The sequence below is a fragment of the Pseudomonas sp. NFPP07 genome (assembly GCF_900115645.1).
GTDB lineage: Bacteria > Pseudomonadota > Gammaproteobacteria > Pseudomonadales > Pseudomonadaceae > Aquipseudomonas > Aquipseudomonas chlororaphis.
This window is the reverse complement of the sequence record NZ_FOXG01000004.1, coordinates 213,393-238,324: the sequence shown is the minus strand read 5'-3', so window position 1 is coordinate 238,324 and position 24,932 is coordinate 213,393. Positions and strand designations below refer to the sequence as shown.

18 protein-coding genes and 1 pseudogene are annotated in these 24,932 nt (G+C 64.2%); 10 read left to right on the top strand and 9 right to left on the bottom strand.

Annotated elements, in window-relative coordinates; translation table 11 throughout:
• Positions 1-20: 20 nt before the first annotated feature.
• From preA to hydA, 3 genes are all read right to left on the bottom strand, one after another.
• Complete coding sequence (gene preA, locus BM019_RS12255) at positions 21-1,295, bottom strand: NAD-dependent dihydropyrimidine dehydrogenase subunit PreA (RefSeq protein WP_085531451.1); 1,275 nt, start codon at positions 1,293-1,295, stop codon at positions 21-23.
• The gene (locus BM019_RS12250) at positions 1,296-2,663 is read right to left on the bottom strand and encodes an NAD(P)-dependent oxidoreductase (protein WP_092418401.1); all 1,368 of its coding nucleotides are present in this window, start codon (positions 2,661-2,663) and stop codon (positions 1,296-1,298) included.
• A gap of 155 nt (positions 2,664-2,818) precedes the next feature.
• On the bottom strand, positions 2,819-4,258 hold the full coding sequence (hydA, locus tag BM019_RS12245; protein ID WP_092418400.1) for a dihydropyrimidinase: 1,440 nt from the start codon (positions 4,256-4,258) through the stop codon (positions 2,819-2,821).
• 624 nt (positions 4,259-4,882) lie between these two features.
• Here hydA and BM019_RS12240 point away from each other — a divergent pair.
• The 6 genes from BM019_RS12240 to msrA all read left to right on the top strand — a co-directional run bounded on the left by BM019_RS12240 (position 4,883) and on the right by msrA (position 12,981).
• Entirely contained in the window at positions 4,883-6,370 is a 1,488-nt protein-coding gene (locus BM019_RS12240) for an NCS1 family nucleobase:cation symporter-1 (protein WP_092418399.1), read from the top strand.
• 222 nt (positions 6,371-6,592) lie between these two features.
• On the top strand, positions 6,593-7,876 hold the full coding sequence (locus tag BM019_RS12235; RefSeq protein WP_092418398.1) for a Zn-dependent hydrolase: 1,284 nt from the start codon (positions 6,593-6,595) through the stop codon (positions 7,874-7,876).
• Between the two features lie 425 nt (positions 7,877-8,301).
• A complete protein-coding gene (locus BM019_RS12230) occupies positions 8,302-9,270 on the top strand; it encodes an aliphatic sulfonate ABC transporter substrate-binding protein (RefSeq protein ID WP_092418397.1) in 969 nt (322 codons plus the stop codon).
• Positions 9,271-9,395: 125 nt separating this feature from the next.
• On the top strand, positions 9,396-11,462 hold the full coding sequence (locus BM019_RS12225) for an ATP-binding cassette domain-containing protein (protein WP_092418396.1): 2,067 nt from the start codon (positions 9,396-9,398) through the stop codon (positions 11,460-11,462).
• The gene (locus tag BM019_RS12220) at positions 11,459-12,514 is read left to right on the top strand and encodes an ABC transporter substrate-binding protein (protein ID WP_092418395.1); all 1,056 of its coding nucleotides are present in this window, start codon (positions 11,459-11,461) and stop codon (positions 12,512-12,514) included. Before BM019_RS12225 ends, BM019_RS12220 begins: the two co-directional genes overlap by 4 nt.
• A gap of 17 nt (positions 12,515-12,531) precedes the next feature.
• Complete coding sequence (gene msrA / locus BM019_RS12215) at positions 12,532-12,981, top strand: peptide-methionine (S)-S-oxide reductase MsrA (protein ID WP_092418394.1); 450 nt, start codon at positions 12,532-12,534, stop codon at positions 12,979-12,981.
• A gap of 998 nt (positions 12,982-13,979) precedes the next feature.
• Here msrA and BM019_RS12195 read toward each other — a convergent pair.
• From BM019_RS12195 to BM019_RS12185, 3 genes are read right to left on the bottom strand one after another with little or no spacing between them, the layout of a single operon-like run.
• Positions 13,980-15,398, bottom strand: a complete 1,419-nt coding sequence (locus tag BM019_RS12195) for an efflux transporter outer membrane subunit (protein ID WP_092418391.1) — start codon at positions 15,396-15,398, stop codon at positions 13,980-13,982.
• On the bottom strand, positions 15,382-16,548 hold the full coding sequence (locus BM019_RS12190) for an efflux RND transporter periplasmic adaptor subunit (protein ID WP_092418390.1): 1,167 nt from the start codon (positions 16,546-16,548) through the stop codon (positions 15,382-15,384). Before BM019_RS12190 ends, BM019_RS12195 begins: the two co-directional genes overlap by 17 nt.
• Entirely contained in the window at positions 16,538-19,759 is a 3,222-nt protein-coding gene (locus tag BM019_RS12185) for an efflux RND transporter permease subunit (protein WP_092418389.1), read from the bottom strand. Before BM019_RS12185 ends, BM019_RS12190 begins: the two co-directional genes overlap by 11 nt.
• Positions 19,760-19,980: 221 nt before the next feature.
• Here BM019_RS12185 and BM019_RS12180 point away from each other — a divergent pair, with 221 nt between their 5' ends.
• Both BM019_RS12180 and BM019_RS12175 read left to right on the top strand, forming a co-directional pair.
• Positions 19,981-20,391 (top strand): PA0061/PA0062 family lipoprotein, encoded by a 411-nt coding sequence (locus tag BM019_RS12180; RefSeq protein ID WP_092418388.1) that lies wholly within the window; start codon positions 19,981-19,983, stop codon positions 20,389-20,391.
• A gap of 122 nt (positions 20,392-20,513) precedes the next feature.
• Complete coding sequence (locus BM019_RS12175) at positions 20,514-21,599, top strand: PDDEXK nuclease domain-containing protein (protein WP_092418387.1); 1,086 nt, start codon at positions 20,514-20,516, stop codon at positions 21,597-21,599.
• Here BM019_RS12175 and BM019_RS12170 read toward each other — a convergent pair.
• The 3 genes and pseudogenes from BM019_RS12170 to BM019_RS12160 all read right to left on the bottom strand — a co-directional run bounded on the left by BM019_RS12170 (position 21,596) and on the right by BM019_RS12160 (position 23,300).
• On the bottom strand, positions 21,596-21,976 hold the full coding sequence (locus BM019_RS12170; RefSeq protein WP_239691067.1) for a DUF7079 family protein: 381 nt from the start codon (positions 21,974-21,976) through the stop codon (positions 21,596-21,598). The genes BM019_RS12175 and BM019_RS12170 overlap by 4 nt on opposite strands.
• The gene (locus tag BM019_RS12165) at positions 21,961-22,743 is read right to left on the bottom strand and encodes a hypothetical protein (RefSeq protein WP_092418385.1); all 783 of its coding nucleotides are present in this window, start codon (positions 22,741-22,743) and stop codon (positions 21,961-21,963) included. Before BM019_RS12165 ends, BM019_RS12170 begins: the two co-directional genes overlap by 16 nt.
• 10 nt (positions 22,744-22,753) lie before the next feature.
• Positions 22,754-23,300, bottom strand: a pseudogene (locus BM019_RS12160) (PAAR domain-containing protein).
• A 207-nt stretch (positions 23,301-23,507) separates the two neighbouring features.
• Here BM019_RS12160 and BM019_RS12155 point away from each other — a divergent pair.
• Complete coding sequence (locus BM019_RS12155) at positions 23,508-23,948, top strand: carboxymuconolactone decarboxylase family protein (RefSeq protein ID WP_092418384.1); 441 nt, start codon at positions 23,508-23,510, stop codon at positions 23,946-23,948.
• Between the two features lie 2 nt (positions 23,949-23,950).
• A complete protein-coding gene (gene sigJ, locus BM019_RS12150; RefSeq protein ID WP_092418383.1) occupies positions 23,951-24,838 on the top strand; it encodes an RNA polymerase sigma factor SigJ in 888 nt (295 codons plus the stop codon).
• Positions 24,839-24,932: the final 94 nt, after the last annotated feature.

The window sequence follows — 24,932 nt, the reverse complement described above, 5'->3', positions numbered from 1 at the left end:
TGCTATTTACCCGGCGAACCTCACACCGCCTCGCGATACGGATTGCGCGGATCGTGCTGCCAGTCGAGGAACGGCTTGCCGGTGTCCTGGGGCACCATCTCGATGCAGTCCTGCACCGGGCAGGTGATCTGGCACAGGTTGCAGCCCACGCATTCGGCGTCGATCACTTGGTATTTATGCGTGCCGTCGGCCTGCTTGAGGCTGGCGATGGCCTGGTGCGAGGTGTCTTCGCAGGCGATATGGCAGCGGCCGCAGCCGATGCAGGCGTCCTGGTCGATCTTGGCGATCACCTGGTAGTTGATATCCAGGTACTTCCAGTCGGTGGTGTTGCCCACCGCGCGCCCGGAGAAGTCCTGCAGGCTGTGATAACCCTGGCTGTCCATCCACCGCGACAGGCCGTCCTTCATCTCTTCGACGATGCGAAAGCCATGCAGCATCGCCGCCGTGCACACCTGCACCGCGCCGCAGCCCAGGGCAACGAATTCCGCGGCGTCGCGCCAGGTGCCGATGCCGCCGATACCGCAGATCGGCAGGCCGTGGGTCTGCGGGTCACGGGCGATCTCGGCGACCATGTTCAGGGCAATCGGCTTGACCGCCGAACCGCAGTAGCCGCCGTGGGTGCTCTGGCTGCCGACCATCGGGTTGGCCACCATGCGCTCAAGGTCCACGCTGGTGATCGAGTTGATGGTGTTGATCAGCGACACCGCGTCGGCGCCGCCGCGATGGGCCGCGCGGGCGGCCATGCGGATATCGGTGATGTTCGGCGTCAGCTTGACGATCACCGGCAGCGAGCAATAAGTCTTGCACCAGCGGGTGACCTGTTCCACGTACTCCGGCACCTGGCCGACCGCCGCGCCCATGCCGCGTTCCGGCATGCCGTGGGGGCAGCCGAAATTCAGTTCGATGCCGTCGGCGCCGGTGGCTTCCACCAGCGGCAGGATGTTTTTCCATGACTCCTCGACGCAGGGCACCATCAGCGACACGATCAGCGCACGGTCCGGCCAGTCCTTCTTGACCTGGGTGATTTCCCTGAGGTTGATCTCCAGAGAACGGTCGGTGATCAGTTCGATATTGTTGATGCCCAGCACTTCGCGGTTGGCGCCGAAGTGCGCCGAGTAGCGTGACGACACGTTGACCGCCGCCGGGTCCTCGCCCAGGGTTTTCCAGACCACGCCACCCCAGCCGGCCTCGAAGGCGCGGACCACGTTGTAGGCCTTGTCGGTCGGCGGCGCGGAGGCCAGCCAGAACGGGTTGGGGGCTTTGATACCGGCGAACACAATCGACAGATCGGCCATTTACGCAGCCTCCACGTTGAGCATGAGTTGGGCATGCATGGCTTCGGCGGCCAGCTTGCCGTGTTGCACCGCCTGGACGGTGAGGTCCTGGCCGAGGCTGACGCAGTCGCCGCCGGCATACACCCCGGGGATGCTGGTGCGCAGCTGTTCGTCGACTTCGATGCGCTCGCCGGCGCGCTTGAGCTCGCGGGCCAGCGGGTCGCTCAGCGCGGCGCCGTCGAACGCCTGGCCGATGGCCTTGAAGATCGCATCGGCGGCCAGCTCGAAGGTCTCCCCGGTGGTTTGCAGGCGGCCCTCCACCAGCCGGGTGCGGGCGAAGCGCATGCCGCACACCCGGCCCTGGGCGTCGAGCAGCACCTCTTCGGGCGCGGCCCAGGTCAGCAGGCGCACCTGATTGGCCTTGGCGATGTCCTGTTCATGGCGAGTCGCGCCCATGTCCTCGATGCCGCGGCGGTACACCAGGTTGACATCGTGGGCGCCGAGGCGGGCCATCTGCACCGCCATGTCGATCGCGGTATTGCCGGCGCCGAGGACGATGCAGCGGTCGGCCAGGGGCAGTTGCGTGAGGTCGTCGGCCTGGCGCAGTTCGCGGATATAGTCGGTGGCGGCCAGCAGGCCGGGGGCGTCCTCATGGGGCAGGCCCAGCTGTTTGCTGGCGGCCAGGCCGAGGCCGAGGAACACCGCGTCGAATTGCTGGTGCAGTTCGGTGAGGCTCAGGTTGTCGCCGAGTCTGTGCCCGTGGCGGATTTCGATGCCGCCGATCTGCAGCAGGAAATCCAGTTCCTTCTGGGCGAAGTCGTCCACCAGCTTGTACTTGGCGATCCCGTATTCGTTGAGGCCGCCGGCTTTTTCCCGGGCCTCGAAAATCACCACCTCATGCCCGTGCATGGCGCAGCGGTGGGCGCACGACAGCCCCGCCGGCCCGGCGCCGACCACGGCGATGCGCTTGCCGCTGGCGGCGGCGCGCTGGAACGGGTGCTGGCTGAAGTGCGCGTTGTCCACCGCGTAACGCTGCAACAGGCCGATCAGCACCGGCGCGCATTCCTGGGCGTTGTTACGCACACAGGCCTGCTGGCACAGGATCTCCGTCGGGCACACCCGGGCGCAGCTGCCGCCGAGGATATTGGCCGAGAGAATCTTCTGCGCCGCGCCCTGGACGTTGTCGGTGTGGATATGGCGGATGAACGAGGGAATGTCGATCTCGCTGGGACAGGCGTTGACGCACGGCGCGTCGTAGCAATACAGGCAGCGCGAGGCTTCCAGGTGCGCCTGGCGGTCGTTGAGCGGCGGCGCCAGGTCGCTGAAGTGGCCGGCGAGGGTGGCGCCATCCTCCTGGGGATGGGGCAAGTGGTTCAGGGTCTTGATCACGGTTCAGGCCTCACGGTTTTTTGTCGATTGCCTCTGACGGGCATTGTTTTTCTACCGGGCGCGAGCGCCCGGATCGCGAGCAAGCTCGCTCCTACAGGGGATGCGTTTTCATGTAGGAGCGAGCTTGCTCGCGATAGGGGGCAAAGCCCCCGGGTTCAGCGTTTGACGGCGGTTGGCTTGTGCGCCTCGGCGCGCTTGCTCAGCAGGTCGAACACCGCCGGGTAGGCCGGGCGCTCGATGTAGCGGCCGGCACCGCGCTCGGCGCGCAGGTCGCCGTCGGCCCAGACCAGCTTGCCCTGGCTGATGGTGTGGCTGGGCACGCCGCGCACGGTCTTGCCTTCGAAGATGTTGAAGTCCACCTGCTGGTGGTGGGTCGCAGCGGAGATGGTGCGGCTGCCTTGCGGGTCCCAGAGCACCAGGTCGGCATCGGCGCCGACGCGGATCGCGCCCTTGCGCGGGTAGAGGTTGAAGATCTTCGCCGCGTTGGTGGAGGTCAGGGCGACGAAGTCCTGCATCGACAGGCGCCCGCTGTTCACCCCTTCGTCCCAGAGCACGGCCATGCGGTCTTCGATGCCGGCGGTGCCGTTGGGGATCTTGCTGAAATCGTCGCGGCCGGCGGCTTTCTGTTCGGCGCAGAAACAGCAGTGGTCGGTGGCGGTGGTGTGCAGGTTGCCCGATTGCAGGCCATGCCACAGCGCGTCCTGGTGGCCGCGAGGGCGGAAGGGCGGGCTCATTACGTAGCCGGCGGCGGTCTGCCAGTCCGGGTGGCGGTACACGCTGTCGTCCAGCAGCAGGTGCCCGGCCAGCACTTCGCCGTACACCGGCTGGCCCTTGCCGCGGGCATAGGTGATTTCGTCCAGTGCCTCCTGGGTCGAGACATGCACCAGGTACAGCGGCGTGCCCAGGGTTTCGGCGATGCGAATGGCCCGGCTGGCGGCTTCGCCTTCGACCTGGGAAGGGCGCGACAGCGGGTGGGCTTCCGGCCCGGTGATGCCCTGGGCCAGCAGCTTGCGTTGCAGGTGATAGACCAGCTCGCCGTTCTCCGCGTGCACCGTTGGCACCGCGCCGAGTTCCAGGCAGCGCTCGAAGCTCGCCACCAGGGTGTCGTCGGCGGCCATGATCGCGTTCTTGTAGGCCATGAAATGCTTGAAGCTGTTGACCCCGTGCTGGTTCACCAGCTCGGCCATTTCCTCGCGCACCTGCTCGCTCCACCAGGTGATGGCGACGTGGAAGCCATAGTCCGAAGCCGACTTCTCGGCCCAGCCGCGCCACTGATGAAAGGCTTCCAGCAGCGATTGCTGCGGGTTGGGAATCACGAAATCGATGATCGAGGTGGTGCCGCCGGCCAAGCCCGCCGCGGTGCCGCTGAAGAAGTCTTCGCTGGCCACGGTGCCCATGAAGGGCAGTTGCATATGGGTATGGGGATCGATGCCGCCGGGCATCAGGTATTGGCCACTGCCATCGAGCACTTCGCAGACTGCGGGTTTGTCCAGATTCTGGCCGATGGCCTTGATCACGCCGTCGGCGCACAGCACATCGGCTTTATAACTTTCATCATGGGTAATAACGGTGGCGCCACGGATCAACAGAGACATTCCGAGTTCCTCGCAGGCATGACCGGCTTATGCCGGTTCTAGTGTTTTTGTAATACGCAGGCTGCGGAATGTTTATTCCTGTCAGCTGTGTCAGGAATAAAAAACTAGCTGGTGTTCAATCAATCGGCAAGATTATTTTTTATAAGCATGTATCAAAGTTAAGTAATTGAAATATAACGATTTAAATCGTAAATCCGCAAAATGGTGCAGCCTTTCACCATTTTGACGCACTTGACAGGATCGAAATATGAGCAAGATTTCCTATGTGAAATCAGCCGCTTGAAGGAGGCCTGTGGCCCATACAAAAGTTTGAAAAAAGTTTGCGTGCACCAGATTGAGTCCTGACCCGATGGACAACTTGCCCGGCATTCGGCCTGAGTGAACCGGCAAGTTATCTCGGACAGGAAGTTGTTCAGAATAAAACTGAAGAAACATCAGTTGTTTACATGGATTTTACCGACTGTGGAGCACCGTCGACGGGCAAGCCGGCACGCTTATTGAGTGCCGCCGTCGACAGGATGGCCGGTCGGTAAAAGTCGTCAGTTCTCCGGCCATCGCCGGGCTGGTAGCACGTCTGCCGGCCCGCCTGATGAGCAAAAATAATCAGAAAAAAGTGGAGCGGCCATGCAACAGAACAGATCCCAAGTGACCGAGCGTGCCGGCCTGTACGAGCTGGACGCCGGCAGCGACGTGCTCGACAGCCCCCGTTACAACCACGATATCGCGCCGACCAAGGTCCATGAGCGCACCTGGAACAAATGGCACATCACCGCGCTGTGGGTCGGCATGTCGATCTGTGTGCCGACCTACACCCTGGGCGGTGTGCTCACCGCCTATTTCGGGCTGACGGTGGGCGAGGCGCTGCTGGCGATCCTGCTGGCCAATATCGTGGTGCTGGTCCCCCTGACCCTCAACGCCTTCGCCGGCACCAAGTACGGCATTCCATTCCCGGTGCTGCTGCGTTCGTCCTTCGGTGTCATCGGCTCCAATGTGCCGTGCCTGATCCGCGCCCTGGTGGCCTGCGGCTGGTTCGGCATCCAGACCATGTTCGGCGGCCTGGCGATCCACCTGTTCCTCGGCTCGATCTTCGAGGGCTGGAAGGCCCTGGGCGGCACCGGCGAGGTAATCGGCTTCATGCTCTTCTGGACCCTCAACCTGTGGGTGGTGCTGCGCGGCGCCGAGTCGATCAAATGGCTGGAAACCCTGTCGGCGCCCCTGCTGGTATTGGTGGGGGCGGGGCTGCTGGTGTGGGCGCTGCCCAATGTGTCCCTGAGTGAATTGTTGGCGCAGCCGCCCAAGCGTCCGGAAGGCGCCAGCGTCTACAGCTACTTCTTCGCCGGGCTCACGGCGATGGTCGGGTTCTGGGCCACCCTGTCGCTGAATATCCCGGACTTCAGCCGCTACGCGAAAAGCCAGAAGGACCAGATCCTCGGGCAGATCTTTGGCCTGCCGCTGACCATGTTCCTGTTCGCCGCGCTCGGGGTAGTGATGACCGCCGCCTCGGTGAAGCTGGTGGGCGTCACCGTCTCCGACCCGGTGAGCCTGATCGGCCATATCCAGAGCCCCGGCTGGGTGGCCCTGGCCATGGCACTGATCATCATCGCCACGCTCTCGACCAATACCGCGGCGAACATCGTCTCGCCGACCAACGACTTCCAGAACATCGCACCGAAGCTGATCGGCCGCACCAAGGCGGTGATCCTCACCGGGCTCGTCGGCCTGGCGCTGATGGCTCACGAGCTGCTGAAAAAGCTCGGCCTGCTGGTCTCGGACGTCAGCCTGGAGACTGTGTATTCCAACTGGCTGCTGGGTTACTCCAGCCTGCTGGGGCCCATCGCCGGGATCATGGTGGTGGACTATTTCATCATCAAGAAACAGCGCCTGGACCTGGCCGGGCTGTACCGCGATGACGTCTACCCGGCGTGGAATGGCTACGGCTTTATCGCCTTTGGCGTGCCGGTGGCGCTGACCTTGCTGTCCCTGGGCAGCGATGTATTCAGCTGGTTCTACAGCTACGGCTGGTTCACCGGCTCGGCCCTGGGCGGCTTGCTCTACTACGGCCTGTGCAGCATGGGCCGCCCGCAGAGCGTGAGCGTCAAGACGCCGGTATGACCTTTGAATGGCGTTATGGCGGCCGGCCTGTTCCCCTGTAGGAGCGAGCTTGCTCGCGAAAAACGTGCAAACAACGCGGTCTATCTGGCGAATCGCGTTATGGCTACTGGCCAATCGCGAGCAAGCTCGCTCCTACAGGGGGGCGATCCATCGAACACCGTAAGACTCCAGACGAGCGCGCAACCTCGTCAACGACAACCAGAAAAGCCTGAGGAGATCACCATGAACGCTGCCGTCGACGTTCTGCAATCCAGCCACCGGCACATCAACCGCGACCGCCTGTGGCAGTCGCTCATGGAGCTGGCGCGGCTCGGGGCCACGGTCAAGGGCGGGGTCTGTCGCCTGGCCCTGACCGACCTCGACCGCCAGGCCCGCGATCTGTTCGTGCAGTGGTGCGAGGCGGCCGGCTGCACGGTCACGGTGGATGGCATCGGCAATATCTTCGCCCGTCGCCCCGGGCGTAACCCGCAGTTGCCGCCGGTGATGACTGGCAGCCATATCGACACCCAGCCCACCGGCGGCAAGTTCGACGGCTGCTTCGGCGTGCTGGCCGGGCTCGAAGTGCTGCGCACCCTCAACGACCTCGGGGTGGAAACCGAGGCGCCGCTGGAAGTGGTGGTGTGGACCAACGAAGAAGGCTCGCGCTTCCCGCCGTGCATGATGGGCTCCGGGGTGTTCGCCGAGAAATTCACCCTCGAGGAAACCCTGGCCAAGACCGATGCCGAAGGCGTGAGCGTCGGCGATGCGCTGAACGCCATCGGCTATGCCGGCAGCCGCAAGGTCAGCGGGCACGCGGTGGGGGCCTACTTCGAAGCCCATATCGAGCAGGGGCCGATCCTCGAGGACGAAAAGAAAACCATAGGCGTGGTGCTCGGCGCCCTCGGCCAGAAATGGTTCGACCTGAAGTTGCGCGGCGTCGAAGCCCACGCCGGCCCGACCCCGATGCACCTGCGCAAGGACGCCCTGGTCGGCGCGGCGGCGGTGGTGGCCGCGGTCAACCGCGCCGCCCTCGGCCATCAACCCCATGCCTGCGGCACCGTGGGTTGCCTGCAGGCCTATCCCGGTTCGCGCAACGTGATCCCCGGTGAGGTGCGCATGACCCTGGACTTCCGGCACCTGGAACCGGCGCGCCTGGACTCGATGATCGCCGAGGTGTGCCAGGTGATCGACAGCACCTGCGAAGAACATGGCCTGACCTTCGACATGCAGCCGACCGCGGACTTTCCGCCGCTGTATTTCGACAAGATCTGTGTCGACGCGGTACGCGAGGCGGCGCAGGGGTTGGGCCTGAGCCATATGGACATCGTCAGCGGCGCCGGGCACGACGCGATCTTCGTCGCCGAGCTGGGCCCGGCGGGGATGATCTTCGTGCCTTGCGAGGGCGGCATCAGCCACAACGAAATCGAAAACGCCGACCCCGACGACCTCGCCGCCGGCTGCGCGGTGTTGCTGCGGGCGATGCTGGCGGCGTCCCAGGCCGTCGCCAAAGGACAGCGCGTTGCTTGACGACCAGCGTCCACCTTGTAGGAGCGAGCTTGCTCGCGATAAACCAGAGGGCGCCGCATTCCTCCAGGAAGCGGCGCGTTATCGTTGACGGCCATCGCGAGCAAGCTCGCTCCTACAGGTCGTGAACAGGGCTTTTGTAGCCGCTGCCGCAGGCTGCGATCGCCCGGCACGGGCGCGGCGATCTCAAGGCCGATAGAGGCCCGTCGGGATATCGGGAGCCAAAGCCCTGTGTATCGAGCGCGACCCGGCCTTATCGCAGCCTCGCGGGCTCGGCAGCGGCTACGGGGCGATGGTGTGATCGGCCATTGCATGCAGCTTAGGATCGTCCAGCCGAACCTAAGCTAATGCTTAAAAAGTATTTATATTTGAATTCTTAGATCGTTTAGCTTTTAGCGACTTTCCTGTCTCCCAGAAGGTCCGCCCCCATGCGCCTGCCCTTTGCTTTGCGTCGTAGCTTGTCGATCACCGCCCTGGCCGGTCTGGCGCTGGGCATGGCGCTCAATGCCCAGGCCGCTAGCGACCTGCGCATCGGCTACCAGAAATCCTCGACCCTGCTGGCGGTGCTCAAGGCCCAGGGCACCCTGGAAAAACAACTGGCGGGGCAGGGCGTGAAGATCTCCTGGCATGAATTCACCAGCGGCCTGCCCCTGGCGGAATCGCTGAACGTGGGCAACGTCGACATCAGCGCCGACGTCGCCGACACCGTGCCGGTCTTCGCCCAGGCCGCCGGCGCCAAGCTGACCTACTTCGCCACGGAAACCCCGTCGCCCGCCGCCCAGTCCATCGTCATTCCCAAGGACTCCACGCTCAAATCCCTGGCCGACCTCAAGGGCAAGCGCATCGCCGTGACCAAGGCCGCCGGCAGCCATTACCTGCTGATCGCCGCGTTGCGCGAAGCCGGCCTGGGTTTCGCCGATATCCAGCCGGTGTACCTGACCCCGGCCGATGGTCGCGCCGCCCTGGAAACCGCCAAGGTCGATGCCTGGGTCACCTGGGAACCCTTCGTCGCCAGCGCCCAGCGCCAGCAGGGCGCGCGGGTGCTGCACGACGGCCAGGGCCTGGCCAGCTACCGGCGTTATTACCTGGCCTCCAACGATTACGCCAAGGCCCACCCCGAGGTGCTGAACCAAGTGTTCGCCGAGCTGCAGAAGACCGGCACCTGGGTCAAGGCGCACCCGACGGAGGCGGCAAAGCTGCTCGGCCCGCTGTGGGGCAACCTGGACGTGAGCACGGTGGAACTGGCCAACAGTCGGCGCACCTACAAGGTGGAAGTGGTGCAGCCGGACGCCCTGGGCGAGCAGCAGAAAATCGCCGATGCCTTCTACCAGGAAAAACTCCTGCCCAAGCCGGTGGATGCCCGCGCGGTGCAGCTGTGGAGCCCCAAGCATTTGTAACTGAGCCTTGGCTCGCCTGTGTCGGCGAGCCCATTTCCCTGGGGTAGCCGGCTGGCCGGCCCCTGCCATTTTTCTTCTTTATCACTGCCGGTGACGCGGCTGCGCGTCCGGCATCAGGAGTGCCCGTGTCTGCCGTTTACCCCCAAGAGGCGTTTGCCGTCCCAGCCTCGTCCGCCCCACAACCGGCCAGCGCCGAGGTGGTGCTGGAGCTGCGCAACCTGACCAAGCGCTACGGCCGCGGCTCGTCCGCGCCGGCGGTGGAGCAGGTCAGCCTCAGCGTGCGCCGTGGCGAAGTGCTGTGCCTGATGGGCACCTCCGGCAGCGGCAAGTCCACCTTGCTGCGGCACATCAACCGGCTGATCGAGCCCAGCAGCGGCGAGGTGCTGATCGACGGCGCGGCCATCAGCCAGCTTTCGGCCAAGGACCTGCGCACCCTGCGTTCGCGGCGCATCGGCATGGTCTTCCAGCACTTCGGCCTGCTGCCCCATCGCAGCGTGCGCGACAACGTCGCCTTGCCCCTGGAACTGCGCGGCGAACCCGAGGCCCAGCGCCAGGCCGCGGCCGATGTGCAGCTGCGGGCCATGGGCCTGGAGGGCTGGGGCGAGCACTATCCCCATGAGCTGTCCGGCGGCATGCAGCAGCGGGTCGGCCTGGCCCGGGCGCTGGTCAGCGAACCGGACATCCTGCTGATGGACGAACCCTTCAGCGCGCTGGACCCGACCATCCGCCGCGACCTGCAACGCCACTTCCTGCGCCTGGTGCGCGAGCGCGGCATCACCACCTTGCTGGTGACCCACGACCCGGCGGAAGCCCTGCGCCTGGCCGACCGCATCGCGGTGCTGCGCCAGGGCCAGCTGATCCAGCTCGGCACGCCCGGCGAGTTGCTGGAGCCGCCGGCGGACGCCGAGGTGGCGGATTTCTTTCAGGAACACGGCGCGCGCAGCGACACGCTGGCCGCGGCGCCCGTCGCTTCGGCTAAGACAACCGCCGCTCCGGCGCCCGTGGCCCCGGGGTTTTCCTTCTGGCAGGCGCTGTTGCTGGGGCCGGCGGCCTTGGCCGCCAGCGGCCGTGGTGCGCTGTATTGGTTGGGGTTCGCCCTGGAGTTGGCGGCGGCCAGTGCCCTGGGCCAATGGTTGGCCAGCGCCAGCCTCGGTTGGGCTGGGTTGGCGGTGCTCGGCCTGTCGCTCAGCCGCCTGCTCAGCGTGACCCTGGCCCGCCGTCCGAGCCGCCAGGGCCGTTCCGACTGGCGCCTGCCGTGGCTGGTGTTGCTGCTGTGCCAGGGCCTGGTGTTGTGGCGAGTGCTGGCGGTGGATGCCAGCGGCCCCTGGCTGCAGTTTCCCGCCGACCGCCAGGCGCTGCTGAGCACCGCGGCGGCCATTGACCAGTTGATCGGTTGGTCCCAGGTCACCTTCGAAAGCACCTTTGTCGGGGTGATAGTCGCCGTGCGCACGGTGATCGAAAGCATCGAAAACCTGCTGGGCTGGCTGCCCTGGCCAGTGCCGGCGCTGGCCCTGGTGCTGCTGGCCTGGCGCAGTGCCGGCGCGGCCCTGGCCCTGACCAGCGCGGCGGCCTTGCTCTATATCGGCCTGTTCGGTTTCTGGGAACGGACCATCGCCACCCTGGCCCTGGTGGGTTCCTCGGTGCTGCTGTCGCTGCTGATCGGCGTGCCCGCCGGCATCCTCCTGGCCAAGCGTGCCCTGGCCCGGCGCCTGATCACGCCCTTGCTGGACGTGATGCAGACCCTGCCGACCTTCGTGTACCTGATCCCGGCGGTGGCCTTCTTCTCGGTGGGCAAGACCCCGGCGGTGATCGCCACGGTGATCTTCGCCCTGGCGCCGATGATCCGCCTCACCGCCCTGGGGATCCGGGAAGTGCCCAAGACCGCCGTCGAAGCGGCCCTGGCCCACGGCGCCACGCCGTGGCAGATCCTGACCAAGGTCGAGCTGCCCCTGGCCGCCGGCTCGCTGCTGCTGGGGATCAACCAGACCCTGGTGATGAGCCTGTCGATGGTGGTGGTCGCGGCGCTGATCGGCGCCGGCGGCCTGGGCTACGACGTGATGACCGCGCTGCGCAATATCAAGGGCGGCGAGGGCATGTTGGCCGGCGCGGCGATCGTGTTCTGCGCGTTGATTCCCGACCGCATCATTCAAGCGACCCTGCGCCAGCGGGATCGCGCTTTCCATCAGCAATGAGGTGTCTCTTGAACAAGTCGTTTTCCCGCCCCCTGGGCGCTGCCGCGCTGCTCCTGGGGCTGGCTCTGCCAGCCCTGGCCAAGGACAAGATCGTCATCGGCGAACAGAACTGGACCGGCGCCATCGCCATCCAGAACATCCTCGGCGAGGTGATCAAAAGCCGCCTCGACGGCGACGTGTCTTACCTGGCCGGTGACATACCGGTGCTGTTCGCCGCCGCGGCCAAGGGCGACGGCTCGGTGGATGTGCTGACCGATATCTGGCTGCCTAACCAATCCGCCGCCTGGGCCAAGTACGTCACCGGCGGCACCCGCTCCCTGGTGCCGAACAAGCAGCCGTACCTGGGGGTGCAGGGCTTCTATATCCCCGGTTACCTGCAAGACCAATACGGCGTGAAGTCGGTCTACGACCTGCAGAAACCCGAAGTGGCCAAGCTCTTCGAACCCCTGGGCGGCGGCAAGGCGCAATTGCTGGTGGGCCCGGCGGGTTGGGAGTCGACCTATATCGGCCAGATCAAGGCCAAGGACTTCGGCTTTGCCGACAAATTCGAATCGGTGTCCACCGAAGCCTCGGTGACCTACGCCAAGCTCGCCGCGGCCTACAGGGCCCAGCGCGGCGTGGTGTTCTACGCCTACACCCCGGACTGGATCTTCTCCGCCTTCGACCTGCGCCGCCTGGACGAACCGGCGTTCGACGGCTACGCCCAGGACAACAAGAAGGGCGACCCGCTGTACAAGGCTGATGGCTGCTGGAAATTCATCAGCCCGACGGTGGACGCCGACTGGCTGAACAAGAGCACGATCACCTGCGCCTACCCGGACGCCCGGGTCTATGTCCTGGCCTCCAGCGCCTTGCAGAAACGCGCGCCACGGATCGCCGCCTTCCTGGAAAACTTCAGCATCGATCCCCAGGTGTTGAACGACCTGATCCTCAGGATCGAGAAGGAACAACAACCGGCGGCGGAAGCGGCCAAGGCCTGGGTCCAGGCCAACCCGGCGATCGTCGATCAATGGCTGGGCGCCAGCGGCGAGAAAGTCGGAGCGGTGCAGTGAGCGAGGAGCGTCGGAACATGAGCGGGATCGAACAGGCCACCTTCGGCGCGGGCTGTTTCTGGGGTGCGGAAGCCGCGTTCCGGGCGTTGCCGGGGGTGGTGGAGACACGGGTGGGCTACGCCGTGGAGGCGGGTGACGAGTCGTTGCGGATCGAGGTGGTGCAGGTGGATTTCGATCCGCGGGTAGTGGCTTATCCGAGCCTGATCGAGCACTTCTGGGGGTTGCATGATCCGACTTCGGTGGATCGGCAGGGGGAGCATGGTGGGGGGAAATATCGTTCGGCGATTTTTTATCAGGATGGTGGGCAGGCGCAGGAGGCGCGGTTGGCCAAGGTGGCGTTGCAGGACTCGGGACGGCTGGGTAGACCTGTGGCGACGGTGGTTGTGCCGTTGGGGCGGTTTGAGTTGGCGGATGAAGGGCACCAGCGCTACCTGGAAAAGAATGGCTTGAGCAGTTGCCATATCTGAGGCGCTGGCCGCAGGCGGTTTGCTCTTGCTGCAGGTCGGCTTCTGTAGGAGCAGATGGTCGACGTTCGATTGCTTGCGTCGGGCACTGCATTTTTTGGATGGGGGACATATCCGTTCCTGCGGTAACGGCGGCTTATGGTTTCGCCCTTACGGCGAGTCACTTTTGGCAAACGCCCCAAAAGTAACCAAAAAGTCTCGCCCCACCATTCGGTGCCTCGCTAGTGCTCGGCATGCCCTCACTCCGGTCCTGCTCCGGGGGCCGCCGCAATGGGCCATCCCTGGCCCAGTGCGGCTACCTCGGCATCCCTGCCGAGGTGCCCCCTGCGCAAGACCTGCGTTCGGCCTCTGAGAAAGGGGCGGGTAGATCAAGAGCAAGATCAAAAGCCAAAGCCAAAGCCAAAGCCAAAGCCAAAGCCAAAGCCAAAGCCAAAGCCAAAGCCAAACCAAAGCTTGCTGCCTTCGCCATGCTGCAACTCTTCTGTCTGACACGCTTTGTGTAGCCGCTGCCGAGCGCAGCGAGGCTGCGATCGGCCCGCAGGGCCGCTAAACCTGACGTCTCGCAGGATCTGGGGCAACGCGGTGTCCGCCTGGCGAGTCCTTCGGCCTCGATCGCAGCCTCGCTGCGCTCGGCAGCGGCTACAGAGACCGCATTCCCAGCCAGGCCGGCCGGTAGGCCGCCGTCTTGCTTTTGCTTTTGATCTGAACGCCCCGTTAACCACGATGGCCGAACGCAGGCATTGAGCCGTGGGTAACCCGGCAGGGATGCCGGGTTAGCCGCCCCAGGCCATGGATGGCCTGTGGCGGCGGCCCACGGATCAATGCCGGAGTGAGGGCATGCCGAGCCTAAGCGAGGCACCGAGTGGTGGGGCAAGAGCGTTTTGCTTACTTTTGCGCTCTTCAAAAGTGAGCCGCCGTAAGGGCGGAACCCTAAGTGGCCGTAACCACAGAAACGGATATGTACACAGCAGGATCGAGTTTTTATAGCCCTGCCTCTGGCATCAGGCTCCAGCTTTCCACCCCCCACCCAACGCCACCACCAACCCCACACTCGCCTGCAACCGCCGCGTCTGCAGCGCCTGCAACCCCCGTTGCGCCTGCAACGCCGCGGTCTGGGCCGTCACCACCTCCAGATAACTCACCGCCCCCGCCTGATAACTGTTCATCGCCAGGGCCTGCGTATGCTCGGCGGCATTCACCGCCGCCTGCTGGTCCAGCGCCTCCTGCTGCAGATCCCGCAGTTGCCCCAGGTTGTCCTCCACCTCTCGCACCGCCCGCAGCACCTGGCCGCGGTAATGGGCGGCGGCTTCCTCGAATTCGGCGTGGGCCTGGCGTTCGTTGGCGCTCAGGCGGCCGCCGTCGAAGATCGGCAGGTTGACCAGAGGCCCCAGCGCCCAGTAGCGATTGCCCGCCGCCAGCAGGTTGCCGCTGCCCTGGGTCTGCCCGCCGAGCAGGCCGGTGAGGCTGAAGTCCGGGTACCAGGCGGCCCGGGCCACGCCGATGTTGGCGTTGGCGGCGAACACCCGGCGTTCGGCGGCGGCGATGTCCGGGCGGCGTTGCAGCAGGGCGCTCGGCAGTTGTTGCGGCACGCTGGGCACGGCCAGGGTCTGTTGGGTGGCGGGCAGCTGGAACTGGCTGGCCGGTTCGCCCACCAGTTCGCCGATCGCGTGTTCGGTGAGGTTGCGTTGCCCGCGCACTTCGTCCAGCTCGGCCTCGGCGCTGGCCAGCTGGTTTTGCGCGCGGGTCAGGTCCAGCTCCGAGGCGATTTGCCCCTGGTAGCGGCTGCGGGTCAGTTGCAGGGCCTGGGCGTAGTCGTCCAGGGACTGGCTGAGGATTGCGCGCTGCGCATCCAGGCCATTGAGCTGCACATACAGGCTCGCCAACTGCTGTTGCAGGCTCAGGCGCGCCACCGCCAGGTCGTCGGCCGAGGCTTCGGCCTGGGCGTCGCCGGCGGCCACCTGGTTACGAATCCGCCCCCACAGGTCCGGGTCGAAGCTCAGCGAGAAACCGGCGCTGTTGCTGTTGTACAGCGAAGGCTGGCTGCTGCCGCGCAACGGCCGGTGGTCCGACTGGCGTTGGCGCAGCGACTGGCCGCTGGCGCTGATCTGCGGGAACAGCCCGGCATGCAGCTGGCTGGCATAGGCCTGGGCCGCGTCGAAGTGCGCCAGCGCCGCCGCCAGGTCCGGGTTGGCCTTGAGCAGGCGCTGTTGCAGGTCATCCAGGCGTGGGTCCTGGTACAGCCGCCACCACTGGCTGGCCAGCCGATCCGCCGGTCGGGCCGGATGCCAGGGGCCGTCGCTGGTCTGTTCGCGGTAGTGGGCCGGCAGCTCCACGGTTGGCACCTGGTAGCCGGGCGCCAGGGAGCAGCCTTGCAGGGCCAGCACCAGCAACACCGCAAGCGGCTCAAGCCTTGGGCGCATGCTCACCTCCGGCGTCGGCCAGTTGCACCAGGTCGCCTTCGCGCAGGGCATCGGGCGGGTTGTCGATCACCCGGTCGGCGGCTTGCAGGCCCTGGTCGATCACCAGCCGCGCGCCGAGGTCGAGGCCGATATGGATGTCCCGCAGGTGCACGTGGTTGTGCTCGTCGAGCAGCGCCACCTGGGTGCCCTGGGCGCGGAAGATCAAGGCGCTGGCCGGGATGCTCACGCCCCGGGTGTCGGCGGGCAGGGCCAGGGCGGCCTCGGCATAGTCGCCGGGCAGCAGCGCGCCGTCGGGGTTGTCGGCGACGAACTGGGCGAGCAGGGTGCCGGAGCGCTGATCGATGGCGGTGGAGTCGCCGATCAGCCGCGCGCTGAAGTGCTGGCCGGGGTGCTCCGGCACCGTCAGCTCGGCGCGGAGGCCGGGGCGGATCACGCTGGCGTAGTTCTGCGGCACCGGCACGTAGAGCCGCAGCTTGCGGGTGTCGGCCAGATCGAACAGCTGCGGATCGCTGTCGTTGTCGGCCTTGATCAGCTGGCCGATATCGGTGTGGCGCGCGGTGATGGTGCCGGCGAAGGGCGCGCGGATGGTCTTGTAGTTCTCCAGGGCCGAGAGCCGTGCGTAATCGGCAGCGGCTGCTTCGGCATTGGCCTTGGCGGCCGCGGCGTTGGAGGTTTTTTCATCGGCCTCCTGGCGCGACACCGAGTGGCTGGCCAGCAGGTTCTGCCAGCGCACGGCGGTGGTTTGCGCCAGCCGCGCATTGGCCTGTTCCTGCACCAACCGGGCATGGGCCTGGGCCAGTTGCTGGTCGAGGTCGGGGCTGTCGATTTCGGCGAGGACTTGCCCGGCCTGAACCTTGGCGCCGATGTCGCTGTTCCAGCTTTTCAGGTAGCCGCTGACCCGGGCATGGATCGGCGCCTTGCTCCAGGCTTCCAGGTGCGCCGGCAGGCGCAGGGTGTCGCCCTGGCGGTTTTGCTGCGGCTGGAACACCAGCACCTGGGGCACGGCGGCGGTTTCGGTCCAGGCGGCCACCGCGCGTTCATGGCGGGTGCGCGCGGCCAGGCCGTTGGCCACCAGCAGGGCGGCCAGGGTCAGGCCACCGATGCCGAGCCACAGCAGGCGTTTGCGCGAGGGGGTGTGTTCAGGCGACATGGGTACTTTCTCCAGCGACAGCGCGAGTGGGGTGACGCCCGTGGACCAGGCTGAACACCACGGGAACGAACAACAGGGTGGCGGTGGTGGCGAGGATCAGGCCGCCGATCACGGCGCGGCCCAGGGGCGCGTTCTGCTCCTCGGACAGGGCCAGGGGCAGCATGCCGATGATCATCGCCAGGGCGGTCATGCACACCGGGCGAAAGCGCGTATAGCCGGCCTCCAGCGCGGCCTTCAGGGCATCGCCGTGTTCCGCCAGGCGTTCGCGGCAGAAGCTCACCACCAGGATCGAGTTGGCCGTGGCCACGCCCATGCAGAGGATGGCCCCGGTCAGCGCCGGCACCGACAGCGAGGTGCCACTCAAGAACAGCATCCAGACGATGCCGGCCAGGGCCGCCGGTAGCGCGGTGATGATCACAAACGGATCGAGCCAGGACTGGAAGTTGACCACGATCAGCAGGTAGATCAGCACCACCGCGCCCAGCAGGCCCAGGCTCAGGCCGCTGAAGGCTTCGTGCAGGGCGTCGATCTGCCCGTGCAGGCTGATGGTCGCGCCCTTGGGCCGCAGCGTTTGGCTATCGTCGAGGACGTGCTGGATATCCCGGGCCACTCCGCCCAGGTCGCGGCCCTGGACGTTGGCGTAGAGGTCCAGGGTCGGCTGGATGTTGTAGTGGGTGACCACCGCCGGGCTGTCCACCCGCGAGATGCTGGCCAGGCCGCCGAGGATCTGCGACTGGCCGTTGCTGCCGGTCACCGGCAGCGCCTCCAGGGACGGCAGGCTGTCCAGGCGGTACTGCGGGGTGGCGGCGACGATGGAATAGGACACGCCGTTCTGCGGGTTGAGCCAGAAGGTCGGTGCTACCTGGGAACTGCCGGCCAAGGAGGCCACCATGCTGTTGGTCACGTCGCGCTCGGTGATCCCCAGGCCATTGGCCCGCAGGCGGTCGACCTTGACCGCCAGCGACGGGTAGCCGGTGGACTGCTGGATGCGCAGGTCGGCGATGCCCGGCACATGTTGCAGGCGCCGTTGCAGCTCCAGGGCATAGGCGCGGTTGGCGGCGCTGTCGGGCCCGGAGATTTTCACGTCCAGCGGCGCCGGCGTGCCGAAGTTGAGGATCTGGCTGCTGATGTCCGCCGGCAGGAAGGCGAACTGGCTGCCGGGAAAACTCTCCGGCAGGGCCTCGCGCAATCGCTTCACGTAGTCGGCGGTCGGCGCGTGGCCGGGCTTGAGGGTGACCTGGATGTCGCCATCCTGCGGGCCGATGGTGCCGCTGCTGCTGTAGGCCATGTCGATGCCGCTCAGGGGAATGCCGATATTGTCGATCACGCTGTCCAGCTGCTCTGGCGGAATCACCTCGCGAATCCGCGCCTCGATGCGGTCGAAGGCCGCCGCGCTTTCCTCGATCCGCGTGCCCAGGGGCAGGCGCACATGCAGGGCCAGCGCACCGGCGTCGGTGGCCGGGAAGAAGTCCTGGCCCAGACTCGGCAGCAGGGCGAAGGAGGCCAGCACGCAGGCGAGAAAACCCAGCAGGAAGCGCTTGCGGTGGGCCAGGGCCAGGGTCAGCAGGCCGTGGTAGGTGTCGCGCACGTTGGAGAAGCGCCGCTCGAACCCCTGCTGGAAGCCCAGCAGCCCGCGCACCAGGGCATGTCGCGGCGGGGCGTGCTGCTCGCCCTCGTGGTGGTTGATGAAGGCGTCTTCCGGGTGATGCCCCGGGCCCGGCTCCGGCACATGGGGCTTGAGCAGGTACATGGCCAGTGTGGGCACCAGGGTGCGTGAGAGGATGAACGAGCTGGCCATGGCGAAGATCACCGCCAGGGCCATGGGGCGGAACAGGTAACCGGCGATGCCCTGCAACAGGAACATCGGCACGAAGACAATGCAGATGCACAGCAGCGAGACGAACGCCGGGCCGACGATCTGTTTCGCGCCGTCGAGGATCGCGGCCTTCACCGCCTTGCCTTGTTCCAGGTGCCAGTTGATGTTCTCGATGGTCACCGTGGCGTCGTCCACCAAAATCCCCACCGCCAGCGCCAGCCCGCCGAGGGTCATGACATTCAGGGTCTGGCCGCTGGCGGCGAGCAGGGCGATGGCCGCGAGCACCGCCAGGGGGATCGAGGCGGCGATGATCAGTGTGGAGCGCCAGCTGCCGAGGAACAGCAGGATCATCGCGCTGGTCAGCAGCGCGGCGATGATGCCTTCCCGGGCCACGCTGCCCACCGACTGCTTGACGAACACCGAGGCGTCACCCAGCAGCGAAGTCTTCAGCGCCGGCGGCAGGGTTTCGTCGATGCGCGGCAGCATCTGGCGGATGCCATCGACGATCGACAGGGTGGAGATATTGCCGTTCTTCAGCGCCGGCATCAGCACCGCGCGGTGGCCGTCGACCCGCACGATATTGCTCTGCGGCGGCGAGCCGTCGCGCACATGGGCCACCTGGCCGATGGTGATCAGCGCACCGTCGACGGTCTTGATCGGCAGGTCGTTGAGCTCGTCGATGGCCGTCGGGCTGTTGTTCAGCAGCACCGTGTACTCGCTGGCGCCAAGCTTGGCGGTGCCCACCGGGATGATCTGGTTCTGCGCCGCCAGGGCATTGCCCACGTCCTGCGCCGACAGGCCCTTGGCGGCCAGCGCCTGCGGGTCCAGGTCGAGGGTGATCTGCCGCTGCTTGCCGCCCATGGGCGTCGGCATCGCCAGCCCCGGCACCGAGCTCAGGGGCAGGCGGATATTGTTCTGCACCAGGTCGCGGATTCTGGCTTCCGACAGGGTCGGGCTGGAGAACGCCATCTGCAGGATCGGCACCGTCGAGGCGCTGTAGTTGAGGATCAGCGGCGGGGTGATGCCCGGCGGCATCTGCTTGAGCACGGTTTGCGACACCGCCGTGACCTGGGCATTGGCGGTGCGGATATCCACCCCCGGCTGGAAGAAGATCTTGACGATGCCCATGCCCGGCAACGACTGCGACTCGATGTGCTCGATGTCGTTGACCGTGGTGCTCAGGGAGCGCTCGTAGGTGTAGATCACCCGGCCGGCCATGGCGTCCGGCGACAGGCCGGTGTACTGCCAGACCACCGCCACCACCGGAATACCGATATCGGGGAACACATCGGTGGGCGTACGCAGGGCCGCCAGCGGCCCGATGATGCAGATAAAAATCGCCAGCACGATAAACGTGTAGGGCTTGAGCAGAGCGGTCTTGACCAGCCCGAGCATGCGGTGGACCTCCGAGGGAAAACGAACCTCGGCAGCCTGCCGCGACCCACCTAACACGCGGCTTTCAGCCAGGTGAAGGAAGTTTTAGGTTGGGCCTGAATTTCCTTTCACGGGGATTCATTTGTCCTGTGGCGGCTGCCTCGACAAGCTGGATGGCAATCGGCGCGAGCGCTTTTTTCGCTCCGCCCTGTGTCGATTTTTTTACTGCCGAGGTACCTGCCATGAACACCAAACCGCTGCTGCTGATTCCCGCCCTGAGCCTGGTGCTGCTGCTCTCCGCCTGCGCCGGCCCGATGCCCAAGGCCGATCCCAACGAAGCCTGGATCAGCCTGGAAGAAGAGGGCTCCAGCGACCTGATGGCCGAACGCGTCGACGGCAAGAACGTCGACGACGGCCGCTACTTCGAAGTCCAACCCGGCGCCCATCGCCTGGACGTGACCCTGTTCGAAGAAGTCGGCGGCGACTCCAACCAGGTCGATTGCCGCGGGCAGGTGAGCTACCCGAGCTTCAAGGCGGGGGAGCATTACAAGCTGGTGGAGTCGACGTTGGGGACTGAGGTGCGGGCGAGGTTATATGACGGGGAGGGGAAGCAGGTGGCGAGCGTGCGGGATTTTGAGTGTATGCCGGGGTGACAGCGCTTCTCGCGCTGCCCAAACCAAGATATTTCGCTCAATGGAAAGAGAACCGCCTGACAGCAAATTTATGGTGGGGCGCTCGATGATGAGGATTTGAATCTTCAAGCGGAGCCTTCTTTATGAGCCAACCTGCCGGAGCACTACCGACGTCCACCGATGCGGCCTTCAGCGAAGTGGCACAGATGATCACTGCCGCGCGCCAACGGGCGGTGCGGGCGGTGAATACCGAACTGGTGGAGTTGTATTGGCAGATCGGCGCCTATATCAGCCGCAAGATCGAGGCGGCGGAGTGGGGCGATGGAGTGGTTCAGCAACTGGCGGATTATCTTGCGCGGCAGCAGCCGGGGTTGCGGGGTTTTACCCGGCGTAACCTGTTCCGCATGCGGCAGTTCTATGAGGTTTATCGAGGCGAGGAGAAAGTGTCAGCACTGCTGACACAATTACCCTGGACCCAGAACCTGATCATTCTTGCGCAAGGCAAGCGGCCAGAAGAGCGCGAGTTCTACCTACGCATGACGATCCAGGAACAATGGTCAACCCGGGAACTGGAGCGCCAGATCAAATCGGCCCTTTTCGAGCGCTTACTGACCCAACCGGCAAAAGTCTCGACAGCGTTGAGACAATTGCATCCCGAGGCGTTGAGGGTGTTCAAGGACGCCTATGTGGTGGAGTTTCTCGACCTGGCCCAGGGGCATAGCGAAGCCGACCTGCACAGTGGGTTAGTGCAGCAACTGAAAGACTTTCTGATCGAAATGGGCCGCGACTTCTGCTTTGTCGCTTCGCGCTATCCCTTGCAGGTTGGCGGGCGTGATTTCGTGCTGGATCTACTGCTGTTCCATCGCGGCTTGAATTGCCTGGTGGCCATCGAGCTCAAGGTCGGGCGCTTCGAGCCGGAACACCTGGGCAAGCTGGATTTCTACCTGGAAGCGCTGGACCGCCAGGTGCGCAAACCCCATGAGAACCCGGCCCTGGGCGTGCTGCTCTGTGCCAGCAAGGACGACGAGGTGGTCGAGTACGCCCTCAACCGCTCACTCTCACCCGCATTGATTGCCGAGTACCAGACCCAACTGCCGGATAAGAAGCTTCTGCAGGCCAAGCTGCATGAGTTGTATGCCCATCAACATAACGATGGGCTTGAGCCTGCGCCAACCGAAGAAAAACTTAACGCTGTGTTTGGGGTTAGTTACTACAAAGGCACAACCTAGTTTTCGAGGGTGGGGCTGTTTTTATAGTGCTTGGCTATCTCTAGCCAGATGTATTTGTATCTGAACTCAAGCCAGCGAATGAGTAATTTATCTTTCTTTTGTCTGAAGTAACTTTCATTGCGGGCTTTCAAAGTTCTTTTTATGTCCTTTTCCAGATTTTCCAGATTGAAAGCCGACCATATAATGGGGATTACGGTTTCAAGGTTTGTATGGCAGACAGGTGCTACTTCGTGATAGAGGATTCTCTTGATTTCTTCTGGATCGTAGGCTTCTGTTTGGCGTGCAATGGCTTCATAGTCCACTTCAGTGTCAACAAATGCATCGGACAACGCCCAATACACATAAGATCGTTCTTCGTCGGTCATTGCACGTCCCATGTCAAAAACTCCTCCAGCTCATCGTCAAGGCTGTCTGCTGCGTACTCACCCAGGATACCTCCGGCAACGCTACCAGCGATCACCACTGCAATGGCGCAAACCGGGGCAGCGGGCCCACACAGTGCCGATACGCTCAGACCTGCCAAGGCGCCACCGACGGCGCCACTGCCCAGGATGATTCCTTGGCGTCCGGTTTCCTTGGCTTTGTTATCAGCTTTGTAAATCTCCGAAGCTGCAAAGGCTGCGGTCACGATCCAGGCAACTTTCCCTGTCACCTTCATCGTCTTGGTGCCTCGAGTAACCTTCGCATTATCCACGCCAGACTTTTTCAGAATCAGGTAATGGACTTTGGATTTCTCTGCGTCGGTTAAAAGGTCAAATTTTTTCTTGTAAAGTGAGTGAGAGTACTTGTCCAGGGTCGTTTGCAACGTGGGACCATTGAGCTTGATATATTCCGCTACGGCGACACCTTGAGCTGATGTGAACTTTCGATGCTCGTTCATGATGTTGTTACGCATTTCTTGGCAATAGGCGACACCATCTTTGGCCGTAACCTTACCTGCCAGTACCTCGGCTTCGACCAGTCGAGACATCTCTTTAATTTTACTTTGGTACTTTGCGCGGGTGTTGGCGTCTTTGATTGCATCAGTAGCAAAGCGTGCGGCAGCACCCTCCATTCCGGCAATTGCCATTTCCAAAGGTGAGCTATGTAGATCATGCTCTCTTTTTATAATGTAGCTGCCTGTAATGAGCATCGGTTCTGTCACGACTGGGCCCTTATCTCTGAATCTTGCTGAGAATGCTATCGAGGATAGAGACGCTCTCTGAAGCGTCTTCAGTACCGTAATCAATCGCTGTGCAGGCCTTGCCTGTCGGGTTTGAAAATTTCACGGTGTTTTGTGCGTTAAACACGCCTCGCATCACCGATCCATCTTCGAAGTGCGCAACGCAGGAAAGTCCTTCATAGCTCTCGGTGGCCGGAATCTTGAATCCGATCCAATTCCCGGAAATGGTCATGGGGGTAGGAGAGGTGAACGGTGCCGGCGTATGCGAATCTCCGATAATTATCGTGCCAGAGCCGCCTATTACGATGCTGCCATGAGTACCACCGGTATCGATGGTTGCGGCATTCTTGCCGTTGATGAATACCGTTGAGGCCAAACCCGTCGACAGGGCGCTACCACAGGTACAAGTATCGCCTGGCGTGCGGCTGGGAGGCCCCGTCGAAGAAAACGTTTGGGGAGCCTGTCGCTATTGGGTTGGTGCCGTGCCCTGGAATCGGGCAGCTGGTTGGGTCGGTTTGACGTGCGGCTGGTTTCGCCATAATGACCTCCTGTCAATAAATCCTTGTTGGGGGCAATAACCTAACAGAGATCTTGTAGGCGTTGGGTACCCGTGGGCGCTGCTTGCTTTGGATGGGGTGCGTTTATCGGACGGAGAGAGGGCGTCCGAATTTATTTGCACCACCCCGTCACAAACCACCCACCTGGCCCGTCATGTCGGTGTATCCCTCAATTAACGGAGCCACCCCATGTCATCCAGCCACCCGACCCAAGCCGTCAACCTGCTGCAAACCATCCCCGAAATCTTCGAAAGCCTGGGCCAGGTCCACGGCCTGATCGATGCCCACGGCCTTGCGCGCAAGCTGCACCACCTGGTGGTGTTGCGCGCCTCGCAGATCAACCAGTGCGGCTTCTGCGTGAAGATGCACACCCGCGAAGCCCGTGAAGACGGCGAAAGCAACGAGCGCCTGGACCGTCTTGTGGTCTGGCGCCATGTCAGCGATTTCAACGCCGCCGAACGCGCCGCCCTGGCCTGGACCGAAGCCCTCACCATCCTGCGCGAAGACACCGACTTCGGCCCGTTGCGCGCGGCCCTGCGCGAACATTTCAGCGACGCGCAGATCGCCGCCTTGACGGCCGATATCGGCATGATCAACCTGTGGAATCGCTTGCAGGTGTCGAGGCACTGAGGATGGATCGAATCGATGACACGACGGTGTTCGAAAGCCGTCGCAGCTTCCTGCTGGGCCTGGCCTACCGCCTCCTTGGCTCGCGCGCCGAGGCCGAGGACGTGGTGCAGGACCTGTTCATCAAATGGCTGGAGGCCGACAAGGCCTCCATCGCCACCCCGGCCGCCTGGCTGACCACCGCCTGCACCCGGCACTGCATCGACCTGCTGCGCTCGGCCCAGCGCTCGCGCCTGCAATACATCGGCACCTGGCTGCCAGAGCCGATCCACAGCCTGCACCACGACTCCCCCGAACAGAGTCATGAACTGGCCTCGTCGCTGTCCACCGCCTTCCTGCTGCTGCTCGAACGCCTGACCCCCAAGGAACGCGCCGCCTACCTGCTGTACGACATCTTCGACCTGGACTACCCCCAAGTCGCACAAACCCTCGGCGTCCAGGAAGCCACCTGCCGCAAACTGGTGTCCCGCGCCAAAGCCAGCCTGGGCAACACCCAGGCGCGCTACCAGCCGGAACCTTCACGCCAGCAACAACTGCTGAGCGCCTTCCACAGCGCCATCACCAGCGGCTCGACCCAAAGCCTGGCCGCCATGCTCTCCGAAGACGTCGAGCTCTGCGCCGACGGCGGCGGCAAAGCCAGCGCCATTCGCGAGACCTTGTATGGGGTGGAAGCGGTGTTGGGGTTTGTGGGGGAGTCGTTGAGCAAGTACTGGCGGGCGTATCAGTGGCAGGAGGTGGAGATCAATGGTGGGCGTGGGGTGGTGTTGCGGGGGGACGGGGAGGTGGTGGCGGTGGTGAGTTTTGGGTATGACGAAGGGGGACGGGTGAACCGCGTCTTTATCATGCGGAATCCGGAGAAGTTGGGGTTGTTGGGGAGTGGGGGGTTGGTGTGATGCTTATATTGCACAGCTCTGAGTGCTGCGGATCAGCAAACCGAGGCCACTCCTTTTGTCGAATTCATGTTGCAAACGTTGCATCAGACTCTGC